Annotated in this window: 13 protein-coding genes and 1 pseudogene; 11 read left to right on the top strand and 3 right to left on the bottom strand. The window is 70.1% G+C overall.

What is annotated here, in order from left to right; translation table 11 throughout:
• The 9 genes and pseudogenes from ACWD3I_RS31565 to ACWD3I_RS31605 form a co-directional block, all read left to right on the top strand.
• Positions 1–282, top strand: a pseudogene (locus ACWD3I_RS31565) (sugar ABC transporter ATP-binding protein); the annotation flags it as partial.
• Positions 279–1,136: a sugar phosphate isomerase/epimerase family protein gene (locus ACWD3I_RS31570; protein ID WP_365414121.1), complete on the top strand. Its 858-nt coding sequence runs from the start codon at positions 279–281 to the stop codon at positions 1,134–1,136. The pseudogene ACWD3I_RS31565 and the gene ACWD3I_RS31570, both read left to right, overlap by 4 nt.
• 59 nt (positions 1,137–1,195) lie before the next feature.
• On the top strand, positions 1,196–2,176 hold the full coding sequence (gene iolC / locus ACWD3I_RS31575) for a 5-dehydro-2-deoxygluconokinase (RefSeq protein WP_365414123.1): 981 nt from the start codon (positions 1,196–1,198) through the stop codon (positions 2,174–2,176).
• Between the two features lie 4 nt (positions 2,177–2,180).
• Entirely contained in the window at positions 2,181–3,053 is an 873-nt protein-coding gene (locus ACWD3I_RS31580; protein ID WP_365414125.1) for a Cgl0159 family (beta/alpha)8-fold protein, read from the top strand.
• Positions 3,050–3,922, top strand: a complete 873-nt coding sequence (gene iolB / locus ACWD3I_RS31585) for a 5-deoxy-glucuronate isomerase (RefSeq protein ID WP_451084226.1) — start codon at positions 3,050–3,052, stop codon at positions 3,920–3,922. Before ACWD3I_RS31580 ends, iolB begins: the two co-directional genes overlap by 4 nt.
• The gene (gene iolD / locus ACWD3I_RS31590) at positions 3,919–5,802 is read left to right on the top strand and encodes a 3D-(3,5/4)-trihydroxycyclohexane-1,2-dione acylhydrolase (decyclizing) (RefSeq protein ID WP_365413839.1); all 1,884 of its coding nucleotides are present in this window, start codon (positions 3,919–3,921) and stop codon (positions 5,800–5,802) included. Before iolB ends, iolD begins: the two co-directional genes overlap by 4 nt.
• Before the next feature lie 14 nt (positions 5,803–5,816).
• Complete coding sequence (locus ACWD3I_RS31595) at positions 5,817–7,307, top strand: CoA-acylating methylmalonate-semialdehyde dehydrogenase (protein WP_365413837.1); 1,491 nt, start codon at positions 5,817–5,819, stop codon at positions 7,305–7,307.
• Between the two features lie 23 nt (positions 7,308–7,330).
• Positions 7,331–8,527 carry a Gfo/Idh/MocA family protein gene (locus tag ACWD3I_RS31600; RefSeq protein ID WP_365413835.1) on the top strand — a complete coding sequence of 399 codons (1,197 nt, stop codon included), beginning with the start codon at positions 7,331–7,333 and terminating at the stop codon, positions 8,525–8,527.
• A gap of 28 nt (positions 8,528–8,555) precedes the next feature.
• Entirely contained in the window at positions 8,556–9,554 is a 999-nt protein-coding gene (locus ACWD3I_RS31605; protein ID WP_365413833.1) for a sugar phosphate isomerase/epimerase family protein, read from the top strand.
• Between the two features lie 49 nt (positions 9,555–9,603).
• Here ACWD3I_RS31605 and ACWD3I_RS31610 read toward each other — a convergent pair whose 3' ends face one another.
• A complete protein-coding gene (locus ACWD3I_RS31610; RefSeq protein ID WP_365413919.1) occupies positions 9,604–10,194 on the bottom strand; it encodes a TetR/AcrR family transcriptional regulator in 591 nt (196 codons plus the stop codon).
• A gap of 137 nt (positions 10,195–10,331) precedes the next feature.
• On the opposite strand from ACWD3I_RS31610, the gene ACWD3I_RS31615 reads away from it, so the two are divergent.
• Positions 10,332–11,267, top strand: a complete 936-nt coding sequence (locus ACWD3I_RS31615) for an NAD(P)-dependent oxidoreductase (protein WP_365413917.1) — start codon at positions 10,332–10,334, stop codon at positions 11,265–11,267.
• A gap of 29 nt (positions 11,268–11,296) precedes the next feature.
• Positions 11,297–11,551, top strand: a complete 255-nt coding sequence (locus ACWD3I_RS31620) for an EF-hand domain-containing protein (protein ID WP_365413915.1) — start codon at positions 11,297–11,299, stop codon at positions 11,549–11,551.
• 7 nt (positions 11,552–11,558) lie between these two features.
• On the opposite strand, the gene ACWD3I_RS31625 is transcribed toward ACWD3I_RS31620, so the two are convergent.
• Both ACWD3I_RS31625 and ACWD3I_RS31630 read right to left on the bottom strand, forming a co-directional pair.
• A complete protein-coding gene (locus ACWD3I_RS31625; RefSeq protein ID WP_365413913.1) occupies positions 11,559–12,236 on the bottom strand; it encodes a response regulator transcription factor in 678 nt (225 codons plus the stop codon).
• Positions 12,233–13,471 carry a sensor histidine kinase gene (locus tag ACWD3I_RS31630; protein WP_365413911.1) on the bottom strand — a complete coding sequence of 413 codons (1,239 nt, stop codon included), beginning with the start codon at positions 13,469–13,471 and terminating at the stop codon, positions 12,233–12,235. The genes ACWD3I_RS31625 and ACWD3I_RS31630 overlap by 4 nt, the downstream gene beginning before the upstream one ends.
• Between the last annotated feature and the right edge of the window lie 34 nt (positions 13,472–13,505).

The raw sequence follows: 13,505 nt of genomic DNA on the forward strand, positions 1-13,505 counted from the left end.
GCCGCCGCCCGCGACCGCGGCCTCGGCGTCATCTTCATCACCCACAACCCCCACCACGCCTACATGGTCGGCGACCACTTCAGCGTCCTACGCCTCGGCACCCTCGAACTCTCCGCCGAGCGCGCCCGCATCACGCTCGAGGAACTCACCAACCACATGGCCGGCGGCTCCGAACTCGCCGCCCTCAAGCACGAGTTGTCCCAGGTCCGCGGCGTCGACACCGAGGAGCTCCCGGAAGCGGAAGACCTCACCGCCATCACCCCGGAAGGCACCCCGTCGTGAAGATCGCCCTCGACCCCTACATGATCCGCAACACCCCGCTGCTCGAACTGCCCTCCGTGGTAGCCGAGTTGGGATACGAGTGGATCGAGCTGTCCCCTCGCGAGGACTTCATCCCCTTCTTCCGCCACCCCCGCGTGGACGACGGGACGGTCCGCAAGTTCCGTAAGGCGCTGGACTCCGCGGGCGTCGGCATCTCCTCCATGCTGCCACTCTTCCGCTGGTCAGGACCGGACGAGGACGCCCGCCAGGCCGCCGTACGGTACTGGAAGCGCTCCATTCAGATCGCCGCCGACCTCGGCGTGGACAGCATGATCTCGGAGTTCAACGGCCGCCCCGAGGACTCCGACCGCAGCGAGGCGCAGTTCTGGAAGTCCCTGGACGAGCTGTTGCCGGCCTTCGAGCGCGAGGGCATCAAGCTCACCCTGGAGCCGCACCCGGACGATTTCATCGAGAACGGCTACGACGCGATCAACCTGATCCGGGGCATCAACCACCCCAACGTCACCTTCCTCTACTGCGCCCCGCACACCTTCCACATCGGCAACGACGCCCCCGGCATCATCGAGTACGCGGGCGACCTGCTCACCCACGTCCACCTGGCCGACGCCTTCGACCACACCGCCTCCTCGGGCAACCGCTACATCCTCAACCCGCCCGGCACCCCGGCCCGTATCCACCAGCACATGGACATCGGCCAGGGCGAGGTCGACTTCGACGAGCTCTTCCGCGAGCTGCGCGCCAACGGCTTCGACGGCACGCTGACCGCCTGCGTCTTCGCGTGGGAGGAACGGGCCAAGGAGTCCTCGGTGTTCATGCGCGAAAAGATCGCGGAGTACTTGGGCGCCTCGCAGTAGCCGCTCTTTCATGCCCAATTTCTAAAGCGCTTTAAAGCAGAGAAGGGATACCCAGCGTGATGCCGTTCGAAGTCCTGACCATGGGCCGCATCGGAGTGGATGTGTATCCGCTCCAGATCGGTGTGGGACTGGCGGAGGTCACCTCGTTCGGCAAGTACCTGGGTGGCAGCCCGACGAACGTGGCCGTGGCCGCCGCGCGGTACGGCCGGACCTCCGCTGTCATCACCAAGACCGGCCGCGACCCGTTCGGGGACTTCGTGCGCTCCGCTCTGGACGGGTACGGGGTGGACAGCCGGTTCGTGGGGACGTCGGGGATCGCGCCGACGCCGGTGACGTTCTGCGAGATCTTCCCGCCGGATGACTTCCCGCTGTACTTCTACCGGCTGCCGAAGGCTCCCGACCTGGACATCTCGGCGGGTGAGGTGGATCTGGCGGCGGTGCGGGACGCGCGGGTGTTCTGGATGACCGGGACGGGTCTGAGTGAGGAGCCGAGCCGTTCGGCCACGTTGGCGGCGCTGGCGCATCGGGCGAAGGCGGGGGTGACGGTCTTCGACCTGGACTGGCGGCCGATGTTCTGGGCCGATCCGTCGGCGGCCCGTCCGTACTACGCCGAGGCGCTGCGGCACACCACGGTCGCGGTCGGCAACCTCGACGAGTGCGAGGTGGCCACCGGCGAGCGTGAGCCGTACGCGGCCGCGAAGGCGCTGCTGGCGGCCGGGGTCGAGCTGGCCGTGGTGAAGCAGGGCCCCAGGGGTGTCCTGGCGATGGACCGGGACGGTTCGGTGGTCGAGGTTCCGCCGGTGCCGGTGGATGTCGTCAATGGGCTGGGCGCCGGGGACGCGTTCGGCGGGGCGCTGTGCCACGGGCTGCTGTCCGGCTGGGACACCGCTCGCACGGTGTCCTTCGCCAATGCCGCCGGCGCGATCGTCGCGGGCCGGCTGTCCTGCTCCGACGCGATGCCCACCGAGGCCGAAGTCGACTCCAAGCTCCACGAGGCATCCCTCGGCTCAGCCGATGTCTCCACCGAACGAAAGGCGTGACGCCGTGCTGTCCGACAACATCAGCCGGATCGTGGAGGCCCGGGTCAACGATCCCGGCGCCATCGCGGCAGCCGCAGCGCGCCGTGTGAAGGCCACCTCGCTGTTCGGCGAGCACGGCAGGACGATGATCATCGCGGCCGACCATCCCGCGCGGGGCGCCAACGGGGTCGGCGGTGACCCGACCGCCATGGCCGACCGTTTCGAGCTGCTGGACCGACTGTGCGTCGCACTGGAACGGCCGGGCGTGACAGGCGTGTTGGCCACCGCCGACATCCTGGAGGACCTGCTGCTGCTCGGCGTCCTCGACGGCAAGAGCGTCTTCGGGTCCATGAACCGGGCGGGGCTTGCGGGTTCGGTCTTCGAGATCGACGACCGGTTCACCGGGTACGACGCCGAGACCATCGCCGCGATGGGCTTCGACGGCGGCAAGATGCTCACCCGCATAGCCCTCGGCGACCCCGCCACCCCGGCCGCACTCACCGAGACCACGCGTGCGGTCAATGAGCTCAATGACCGGCAACTGATCGCCATGGTCGAGCCGTTCCTGTCCGTATGGACGGACGGGAAGATCCGCAACGACCTGTCCACGGACGCCGTCGTCAAGTCGGTCACCATCGCGTCCGGGCTCGGCCGCCGTACCGCCTACACATGGCTGAAGCTGCCGGTCGTCCCGGACATGGAACGGGTGCTGGCCTCCTCGACACTGCCGGCCCTGTTGCTGGGCGGCGAGGTCACCGATCCGGAAGCGGCCTTCGCGTCCTGGGGCAAGGCGCTCAAGCAGCCCACCGCGCAGGGCCTGGTCGTCGGCCGCTCCCTGCTCTACCCGTCCAACGGCGATGTGGCCGGTGCGGTCGACAAGGCGGTGAGCCTGCTGTGACCTCGTCGAGCAAATACCACCTGCCGAAGGGGACTTCGGCCGACAGCCCCTACGACCTCCTGGTCACGCCCGAGTCGGCGGGCTGGGGATACTCCGGCCTCAGGATCCTGACCCTGAAGCCGGGTGAGGCGCACGCCCTGTCCACCGGGGATTCCGAGTTCCTGGTCCTGCCGATGACGGGCTCGTGCACCGTCACCACGGACGGCAGGGCCTTCGAACTCGCCGGCCGGACAGGCGTGTTCGCCTCGGTCACCGACTTCGCGTATCTCCCCCGCGAGTCGGAGGCCCTGGTCAGCAGCGCGACCGGAGGTCGATTCGCGCTGCCGTCCGCCCGTACCGAGCGGAGAGGCCTCCTCGCTCGGTACGGGCGGGCCGAGGACGTGCCGGTGGAGTTGCGCGGGGCGGGTGCGTGTTCGCGGCAGGTCAACAACTACTGCCTACCGGGGACGTTCGAGGCGGAGCAGTTGCTGGTGTGTGAGGTGCTGACGCCGGGTGGCAACTGGTCGTCGTATCCGCCGCACAAGCACGACGAGGCACGGCCCGGCGTCGAGTCCCAGCTGGAGGAGATCTACTACTTCGAGGTCTGCGGCGAGAACGGCTTCGGCTACCAGCGGGTCTACGGCACCCCCGAGCGGCCCATCGACGTGCTCGCCGAGGTGCGCTCCGGCGACACCGTTCTCATCCCGCACGGCTGGCACGGGCCCTCCATCGCCGCGCCCGGCTACGACCTCTACTACCTCAACGTCATGGCCGGCCCGGGACAGGACCGCGCCTGGCTGATCTGCGACGACCCCAACCACGGCTGGGTGCGCTCCACCTGGGACTCCCAGGACGTCGACGACCGGCTGCCCTTCGGAGAGAACCGATGAACACCGTACGACTCACCACCGCACAGGCCCTGGTGCGCTTCCTGGCCCAGCAGTACAGCGAGCGCGATGGCCAGGAACAGCGCCTCATCCCCGGAATGTGGGGCATCTTCGGGCACGGCAACGTCGCCGGGATCGGACAGGCCCTGCTCCAGGCCGCCGTAACCCAAGAGGCCGATCTGCCCTACTACCTGGCCCGCAACGAGCAGGGCATGGTCCACGCCTCAGTCGCCTACGCCAAGATGCGGGACCGGCTGGCCACCCTCGCCTGCACCGCCTCCACCGGGCCCGGCTCGACCAACATGATCACCGGGGCGGCCCTGGCGACCACCAACCGGCTGCCGGTGCTACTCCTGCCCTCCGACATGTTCGCCACCCGCGCCGCCGACCCCGTCCTCCAGCAACTGGAGGACACCCGGGGAGGCGACGTCACCGTCAACGACACCTTCCGCGCCGTCTCCAAGTACTTCGACCGCATCCAGCGACCCGAACAGCTCATCCCCGCCGCACTCGCAGCGATGCGGGTACTGACCGACCCGGTGGAGACCGGCGCCGTCACCCTCGCCCTGCCCCAAGACGTGCAGGCAGAAGCCCACGACTGGCCGGACTCCTTCTTCCGACGGCGGGTCTGGCACATAGGCCGGCCCGTACCCGAGGCGGCTGCCGTGGAGCGGGCCGCTCGACTGCTGCGCGCCGCCCGCAAGCCGCTGATCGTGGCGGGCGGCGGGGCGGTCTACTCCGGCGCGGAGACCGCCCTGCGGGCCTTCGCCGAGGCCACCGGCATCCCGGTCGCCGACACCCACGCGGGCAAGGGTGCGGTGCCGTGGGACCACCCGTACGCGGTCGGCGGCATCGGCTCCACCGGGGCCTACGCTGCGAACGAGCTGGCTCGCGAGGCCGACGTCGTGCTCGGTATCGGCACCCGCTACTCCGACTTCACCACCGCCAGCCACACCGTCTTCGCCAACCCGGACGTCACCTTCGTCAACCTCAACGTCGCCCGCCTCGACGCCGTCAAGCACTCCGCAGAACCACTGGTCGCGGATGCGAGGCTGGGGATCGAGGCGCTGGCAGGAGCCCTCGCGGACTGGGAGGTCGGCCAGGAGTACCGGGACCGCACGCGGCAACTGATCGCACGCACCCGGGAGATCGAGGAGGAGTGCTTCGCCCCCGAGCGCAGTACCGGTGAGCTCCCCGCCCAGACCCAGATCCTCGGTGCGCTCAACGACGTCCTCGACGACCGGGCCGTGGTCATCAACGCCGCCGGCTCCATGCCCGGCGACCTGCAACAGCTGTGGCGGGCAAGGGATCCCAAGGCCTACCACGTCGAGTACGCCTACTCCTGCATGGGCTACGAAGTCGCCGCCGGCGTCGGCGCCAAAATGGCCGATCCGTCGCGCGAGGTCGTCGTCCTCGTCGGTGACGGCTCCTACCTCATGATGGCCCAGGAGATCGTCACCATGATCTCCGAAGGCCTCAAGGTCATCATCGTCCTGGTCCAGAACCACGGCTTCGCCTCCATCGGCGCCCTGTCCGAATCACTCGGCTCCCAGCGCTTCGGCACCAAATACCGCTACCGCGACGAGGATTCCGGTCAGCTCGACGGCGGCATTCTCCCGATCGACCTGGCGGCCAACGCATCGAGTCTCGGCGCGGACGTCCTGCACGCCACCTCGGTCGACGAGTTCCGCTCGGCGATGGAGAAGGCCAAGGCCTCCCGCCACACCACCGTCGTCCACGTCGAGACCGACCTCTACGGCCCCAACCCGCCCGGCCACGGCTGGTGGGACGTACCGGTCAGCCAGACCTCCGCCCTCGACACCACCCGCGCGGCATTCGAGACGTACGCCGCCCACAAGCGCGCCCAGCGGCACTACCTCTGAGAAGGAACCCTCACGTGACTACCATCCCCCACTGGATCAACGGCTCACCGGCCCTCAGCGCGGACACCGCCCCGGTCTTCAACCCCGCCACCGGCGCCGAACAAGCCCGGGTCGTCCTCGGCTCGTCCGCCGACGTGGACACCGCCGTCGCCGCGGCCGCCACGGCTTTCGAGACCTGGTCGGAGTCCTCGCTCAGCCAGCGCACCCAGGTCATGTTCGCCTTCCGCCAGCTCCTCGTGGAGCACGAGGAGGAGCTGGGCCGGATCATCTCGGCCGAGCACGGCAAGACCGTCGACGACGCCCGCGGTGAGATCACCCGGGGACGGGAGGTCGTGGAGTTCGCCTGCGGCCTCGGCGACGTGCTGAAGGGCTCCTTCTCCGACCAGGTCTCCCGCGGCATCGACGTCCACAACTTCCGCCAGCCCCTCGGCGTCGTCGCCGGCATCACGCCCTTCAACTTCCCTGCCATGGTGCCCCTTTGGATGCACCCCATCGCCATCGCCACCGGCAACACCTTCATCCTCAAGCCGAGTGAGCGGGATCCGTCGGCGGCGAACTTCGTGGCCGATCTCTACAAGAAGGCGGGTCTGCCGGACGGCGTCTTCAACGTCATCCACGGCGGCAAGGACGCGGTGGACGCGATCCTCACCCACCCCGGCATCGAGGCGGTGTCCTTCGTCGGGTCGACGCCCATCGCCAAGTACGTGCATGAGCAGGCCACCTCACACGGCAAACGCGTCCAGGCCCTCGGCGGCGCCAAGAACCACGCCGTCGTCCTCCCCGACGCCGACCTCGAATTCGCCGCCAACCACATCACCGCCGGCGCCTACGGCTCCGCCGGCGAACGCTGCATGGCCGTCTCGGTGGCCGTGGCGGTGGGTGAAGCGGCCGACGGGCTGGTCGAGGTGCTGGAGCGCAAGGCCCGCGAGGTCAAGGTCGGCCCCGGCGACGCACCGGGCGTGGAGATGGGCCCGCTGGTCACCAAGGCCGCCCAGGAACGCGTCGAGAACGCCGTCGGCACCGCCGCCGCCCAGGGCGCCACCATCGTCGTCGACGGCCGCGGTCTGAAGGTCGACGGGCACGAGGAGGGCTTCTTCACCGGGCCGTCCCTGCTCGACCACGTGACGGCGGAGATGGACGCTTACAAGGAGGAGCTGTTCGGCCCGGTCCTGGCGATCGTCCGCGCCGACTCCCTCGACGAGGCCATCTCGTTGATCAACGCCAACCCGTACGGCAACGGCACCGCCCTCTTCACCGCCTCCGGCGAAGCCGCCCGCCGATTCCAGCGCAACATCCACGTCGGCATGATCGGCATCAACGTCCCGGTCCCCGTCCCGATGTCGTACTACTCGTTCGGCGGCTGGAAGGACTCCCTCATCGGTGACTCCCCCATCCACGGCCCCGAGGGCATCCGCTTCTACACCCGCCCCAAGGTCGTGACCACGCGCTGGCCGCAGCAGGCGCAGCACGTCACCGCCGGCTTCGACTTCCCCACCTCCAGCTGATCTCTCCCCCTTAAGGACACGTCATGACCTCGTCCAGCAAGCCGATCTCCGTCGCCGTCATCGGCGCGGGTATGGCCGGTCGCAGTCACGCCGCCGGTTATCGCAATGTCAACACGGTCTTCGGGGCCGGGCTGCCGCCGGTGCGGCTGGCAGCGATAGCCGATGCCAATGGCGCGCTCGGTGAGGACGCCGCCCGGCGTTATGGCTTCGAGAAGGCGCTGCCGAGTTGGGAGGCGGTCGCCGAGGACCCGTCGATCGACGCCGTCAGCATCGTCGTGGGAAATGCTCTGCACCGTCCGATCGCGGAGGCGCTGGTCGCCGCCGGCAAGCATGTGCTGTGCGAGAAGCCGCTGGCCGGGTCACTCGAAGACGCCCGTGCGATGGCCGAGTTGGAGCGTTCCGCCGAGGTGGTGACCGCGGTCGGGTACACCTTCCGGCGTTCGCCCGGCATCGCCGCCATTCGCGGGCATGTGCAGCGGGGCGAGCTGGGCGACCTGACGCTCTTCAGCGGTCGCTACTGGTGTGACTACGCGACCGACCCCAACGGGCCGTTGAGCTGGCGGTTCAAGGGCGGTGCCGGTTCGGGTGCGCTCGGGGACGTCGGCTCGCACGTCATCGATGCCGCGGAGTATGTCGCCGGGCCCATCGTGTCGGTGTCCGGTGCCGCGCTGTCGACGCAGATCGCCAAGCGGCCGCTGCCGCTGGGCGCGGTCGTCGGGCACAACGCGGCTCCCGTGTCGGACGAGTTCGGCGAGGTCGAGAACGAGGACACCGCGACCTTCACGGCCCGTTTCGAGTCGGGGCTCGTCGGCACGTTCTCGGTGACGCGCACCGGGTTCGGGCTGCCCAACGGGCTGTTCTTCGACGTGCTGGGCGTCGGCGGCCGGGCCGCGTTCGACCAGCACCGGCCCGCCGAGTACCTCTTCGACGACGCGCAGCCCGAGGCGCGTACGCGCGGCGCCCGGCAGGTCATCGCCGGTCCGCAGATGCCGTACTTCGCGGGCGGTGTCCCGATGGAAGCGCCGGGTGTGGGCGCCAGCAACGGCGACAACTTCACCTACCAGGCGCGGGCCTTCCTCGACCAGGTGGCGGGCGTCGCCGAGCCGCTGCCGGCCTGCGCCACCTTCGCCGACGCGCTGCGGACGATGGAGATCATCCGGGCCGTCGTCGAGTCCTCCGAGAACGGTGGCGCCGCCGTCACGGTTCCGCCCGTCGCCTGACCCCCACTCATACAGAAGGACTACTCGTATGGCTCTCAAGCTCGGTGCCTACACCGCCTGTCTGCACGACCGCCCGCTGGCCGAGGCCCTCGACATCCTCAAGGAGAACGGGCTGACCTCGGTGGAGGTCAACACCGGCGGCTTCATCCCCTCCCCGCACTGCCCGGTGGATCTGCTGCTGTCCTCGGCCGCCGCGCGCGAGGAGTACCTGGCGGCCTTCGCCGACCGCGGAATGGAGCTGACCGGCCTCAACTGCAACGGCAACCCGCTGAACCCGCTTCCGGGGGTCGGCCCCAAGCACGCCGACGACCTGCGCCGGACCATCCGTCTCGCGGGCCTGCTCGGTATCAGGCACGTCGTCACCATGTCGGGTACGCCGGGCTCCGACCCGGACGCCAAGTACCCCTCCTGGGTCGTGAACCCGTGGGACGGCGTCTACATGGACGTCCTGGACTACCAGTGGGGCGTGGCCGTCGAGTTCTGGAAGGAGATCGACGCGCTGGCCCGGGAGAACGACGTCCGGGTCGCCATCGAGATGCACCCGCACAACCTCGTCTTCTCCCCGGTCACGCTGAAGCGGCTGGTCGACGCGGGAAGTCTGACGAACGTCGGCGCCGAGATGGACCCGTCCCACCTGATGTGGCAGGGCATGGACGTCATCGCCTCCGTCAAGTGGCTGGGCCCGTTGGTGTTCCACGCGGCCGCGAAGGACGCGACGCTCTGCCCGGGCGCCGACATCCGCGGTGTCCTGGACACGTCGTTCACGCGCGTGCCGGCCGACGCCGACGGCAAGGTGCCGACCGGTTACGGCTTCTGGTGCAACGCCTGGCCCGAGAACCCGGCGTGGAAGTTCGTCGCCGTCGGCCTCGGGAACGACGTCCCCTTCTGGACGGAGTTCCTGCGGGCCCTCGCCGAGATCGACCCGGACATGGCGGTGAACATCGAGCACGAGGACGCCGCCTACTCGCAGACCGAGGGGCTGGCCCTGGCGGCGAAGAACCTGCACAGCGCCGCGTCGGCCCTCTGACGACCCGTAGGAACGCATGGGCCCCGCGGGGCCCATGCGTGACCGCTCTTCAGCCGCCCTTCGTCACCGCCGCGTCGAGGAGGGGGCCCAGTTCCCGGGCCACGGTCGTCAGGGCGCGGACGTCCCGTTCGGCCCGGGCGATGAGGAGGGCCCCTTCCAGGCTGCTGATCATGAGCGTGGCGAGGGGCGCGGTCCGTTGCCCGGGTACGCCCATGTCGGCCAGCGCCTGCGCCACCGGTCCGGTCCAGGTGGCGAACGCGGCGGACGCGGCCTCCCGCGTGGACTCGGTGGACTCAGCACAGTCGATCGTGGCGGCGGCCACGGGACAGCCGCCCGCGAAGCCGTCGGCCTCGTACTCGTCGGTCCACTGCCGCACCATCTCGGCGAACAGCGCGCTGGGCGTGGGCTCGTCCAGGACGGCGAGGAAACGGGCGACGCGTCTGCCCGCGTACCGGCCCGCCCAGCCGACCGCCTCGTTGACCAGTTGTTCCTTGCCGCCCGGGAAGTAGTGCTGGAGCGAGCCGCGCGGCGCGCCGGCGTGGGCGGCGACCTCGCGCATACCGGTGGCGGCGACCCCGTCGCGCCGGATGAGCTGGGCCGCGCTGAAGACCATCCGCTCGCGCGGTCCTCGTTCGGACATCGTCGTCGGTCTCCCCTTCGTCGTGCGCTTCGACGCCCACTCTATGACCGCTGTCATAACGACAGCTACTATGACCGCTGTCATAGCAGGATCCAGGGCGGCTCGGCTTCGGTGTGGGCCGGGAAAGGCGGCGCGTCGTGTTTGTCGGTTTCGTCGGCCTCGGGCTCATGGGGCAGCCCATGGCACTCAACCTCGTCCGCGCCGGGACTCCGCTCGTCGTCTGGAACCGCACGCCCGGGCGTTGCGCACCCCTGCGCGCCGCTGGAGCCGAGGTCGCCGAGAGCGCGGCCGAGGTCTTCGACCGGGCGGAGACCGTGATCCTCATGCTGGCCGACGAGGCCGCCATCGACGCGGTCCTGGGACGCGGCACCCCGGACTTCGCCGCGCGGGTCGCCGGGCACACCGTGGTCCACATGGGCACCACCTCGGCCGAGTACTCGAGCGGCCTGGAGGACGACGTCCGGGCCGCGGGCGGCCGCTATGTCGAGGCGCCGGTGTCCGGTTCCCGTGCCCCGGCCGAGCAGGGCGAGCTGGTCGGGATGCTGGCCGGTGACGACGCCGCCGTGGCGGCCGTACGTCCCCTGCTGGGGCCCGTGTGCCGGGAGACGTTCGCGTGCGGTGCGGTACCGGGCGCGCTGCTGATGAAGTTCTCGGTGAACCTGTTCCTGATCACCCTGGTCACCGGCCTGACCGAGGCGTTTCACTTCGCCGACCGGCACGGACTCGACCAGCGTCTGCTCCGGGACGTCCTGGACGCGGGCCCGATGGCCAGCGCCGTCTCCCGCGTGAAGGCACCCAAGCTGCTGGCCCGCGACTTCGCCGCCCAGGCGGCCGCCGCGGACGTGCTGAAGAACAACCTGCTGATCGCGGAGGCGGCCCGCAAGGCCGACATCGCCTCCCCGCTCCTCGACGTCTGCCACACCCTATTCGGCGAGACGGTCGACCAGGGCCATGGCAGTGAGGACATGGTGGCCGTCCTGCACGCGCTCGAGACCCGCACCGCCCAGGGTGTCCCGTGGAACCGGAGAGCCGGGCAGAAGCGTTGTGATGAGGGAGTGGAGGGCGGGCCCTGACTCTCCGCCGGAGCGAATGAGGACGACCCATGAGTGACAAGGCCCGGATCCTGTTCGAAGCCCTCGACCTCGACCAGAACGGGACCCTGACCCGGCAGGAGGTCATCATCGCCCTGCGGTCGAAAGGTCCGACGCTCGCCGCGTCCGGGGCCCTGCCCCTCTGGGCCGTGGGGGGCGCCGACGCCTCCTCCGCGCTGTTCGACGCCGCCGACCAGAACGGCGACGCCGTGCTGACGCTGGAGGAGTTCGCGGCCGTCGTGGACCGTCGTTTCGGCTGGCGCTGACCCCGTCCTACGAAGCCGTGTGCGGCTTCACCAGGCCGCTCTGGTAGGCGATGACGACGAGTTGCGCGCGGTCGCGGGCGTTCAGTTTGGTCATGGCCCGCTGGATGTGGCTGCGTACGGTCAGCGGGCTCAGGACGAGCCGTTCGGCGATCTCGGCATTGGATCTTCCGTAGGCGGCCAGGGCCGTGACCTCGCGTTCGCGGTCGGTCAGGGCTTTGACGGCGTCGGGGAGGGCGAGGAAGCCGTCGGTGTCGGGGGTGGCCAGGAAGCGGGTGACGAGGGCCCGGGTCGCGGCGGGCGACAGAAGGGCGTCACCGGCCGCCACGGTACGGATGCTCGACAACAGCTCCTCGGGGCGCACCCCCTTGCCCAGGAATCCGCTCGCGCCGGCACGCAGGGCCTTGGCCACGTTCTCGTCGTTCTCGAACGTGGTGAGAATGAGGATGTGGGTGTCCGACAGCTCGGGCCGGGAGCAGATGGCGGCGGTGGCCGCCACCCCGTCGAGGTTCGGCATGCGGATGTCCATGACGACCACGTCGGGCCGGTGCTCGGCGGTGAGGTCGACGGCTTCCTGACCGTCGGCGGCCTCCGCGACCACGGTCAGGTCCTCGTCCGAGTCGATGAGGATGCGGAAGGTGGCCCGGAGCAGGGCCTGGTCGTCGGCGAGCAGGACTCGGATGGTCATGTGGCGGGGCTCTCGTCATGGCTGTGCGGCAGCGGGGCGTCGTGGGGGTCCGGCGGCAAGGCACCGTGGTGGTGGAGCGGCAGGGTGCAGGCGACCTCGAAGCCGCCGTGCGGACGCCGGCCGGCGTGGAAGGTGCCGCCCGCGGCCGCCGCACGCTCGCGCATACCGAGCATGCCGAAGCCGCCCCCGGCGGTGGCGGGGGCCACGGGGCGGTCCGGGGTGGTGTCGTTGGTGACGGTCAGGGTCAAGTAGTGCGGGGTGTAGGCGAGTCGGACCTGAGCGGTGCGGGTGGCGGCGTGCTTGGTGACGTTGGTGAGCGCTTCCTGGACGATCCGGTAGGCCGTCAGGTCGAGTACGGGCGGCAGCGGTCGCCGCTGTCCCTCGACGGTGACCGCCACCTCCAGGCCGACCATCGAGCAGGCATCGACCAGGTCGGGCAGTCGGTCCAGTCCCGGCGCGGGAGTCAGGTCGGAGGTGTCGCTCTCCTGGCGCAACATCCCTACGGCGGCCTTGAGTTCGCGCAGCGCGGCCGCGGTGGTCTCCGGCAGCTTCGCGACGATGTCGAGGGCCTGCTCCGGGTGCGTGCGCGTGAGGTGCGCCGCGGTGCCGGCCTGGGCGTCGGCCAGGGTCAGGTGGTGGGCGACCACGTCGTGCAACTCCCGTGCGATGCGCATGCGTTCCTGGATCACGCGGTGCCGTGCCTCCTCCTCGCGCTCGCGGACGGCATGCTCGGCGCGGGCCACCGCGTACTGACGGCGCACCCGGACATAGGCGCCGAAGGCCGCCGACAGCAGGACCATGGCCACCGGGTTGACGGTCCCGAGGATCGGTGAGTCACGGAACGACGGAACGAGCAGACCGGTGACGACCAGGCCCGCGGCAGCCGCGAGCGCGCTGTTCCAGCTGGTGCGGCGCGGTGTCCGCACGCTGGTGGAGTACTGCGCGACCAAAAGCGGGACCATCACTCCGGCGGTCAGGAGGTAGCCCACGGCACCCTGGGCCATGGTGCACAGCGTCGTCGCGGCGAGCACCACCAGAGGGCGCTCACGGCGCCAGGACAGTGCGGCGCAGGCCACGGCGGCGAACGCGATGCCGGTCCACAGGTGCGGTGTCCCGGACATCACCGCCCGGGTGACGAGGACAGCGGCGACGGTGAGGGCGAACAGCAGGACCAGTGTGGTGGCCTCGACGGCTTTGGGACGGGTCGCCGCCCGCCGCTGCCAGCTGTTGCTCATCGCGCTCCGAGAAAGGTTCGAGGACAGTCATGCT

This window comes from Streptomyces sp. NPDC002817 (genome assembly GCF_053592055.1).

What these genes read in the sequence shown, in the direction of transcription:
- iolC (WP_365414123.1), top strand. Translation starts at nt 1,196, where the DNA reads ATGCCGTTCGAAGTCCTGACCATGGGCCGCATCGGAGTGGATGTGTAT.
- iolD (WP_365413839.1), top strand. Translation starts at nt 3,919, where the DNA reads ATGAACACCGTACGACTCACCACCGCACAGGCCCTGGTGCGCTTCCTG.
- ACWD3I_RS31600 (WP_365413835.1), top strand. Translation starts at nt 7,331, where the DNA reads ATGACCTCGTCCAGCAAGCCGATCTCCGTCGCCGTCATCGGCGCGGGT.
- ACWD3I_RS31605 (WP_365413833.1), top strand. Translation starts at nt 8,556, where the DNA reads ATGGCTCTCAAGCTCGGTGCCTACACCGCCTGTCTGCACGACCGCCCG.
- ACWD3I_RS31610 (WP_365413919.1), bottom strand. Translation starts at nt 10,194, where the DNA reads ATGTCCGAACGAGGACCGCGCGAGCGGATGGTCTTCAGCGCGGCCCAG.
- ACWD3I_RS31620 (WP_365413915.1), top strand. Translation starts at nt 11,297, where the DNA reads ATGAGTGACAAGGCCCGGATCCTGTTCGAAGCCCTCGACCTCGACCAG.
- ACWD3I_RS31625 (WP_365413913.1), bottom strand. Translation starts at nt 12,236, where the DNA reads ATGACCATCCGAGTCCTGCTCGCCGACGACCAGGCCCTGCTCCGGGCC.
- ACWD3I_RS31630 (WP_365413911.1), bottom strand. Translation starts at nt 13,471, where the DNA reads ATGAGCAACAGCTGGCAGCGGCGGGCGGCGACCCGTCCCAAAGCCGTC.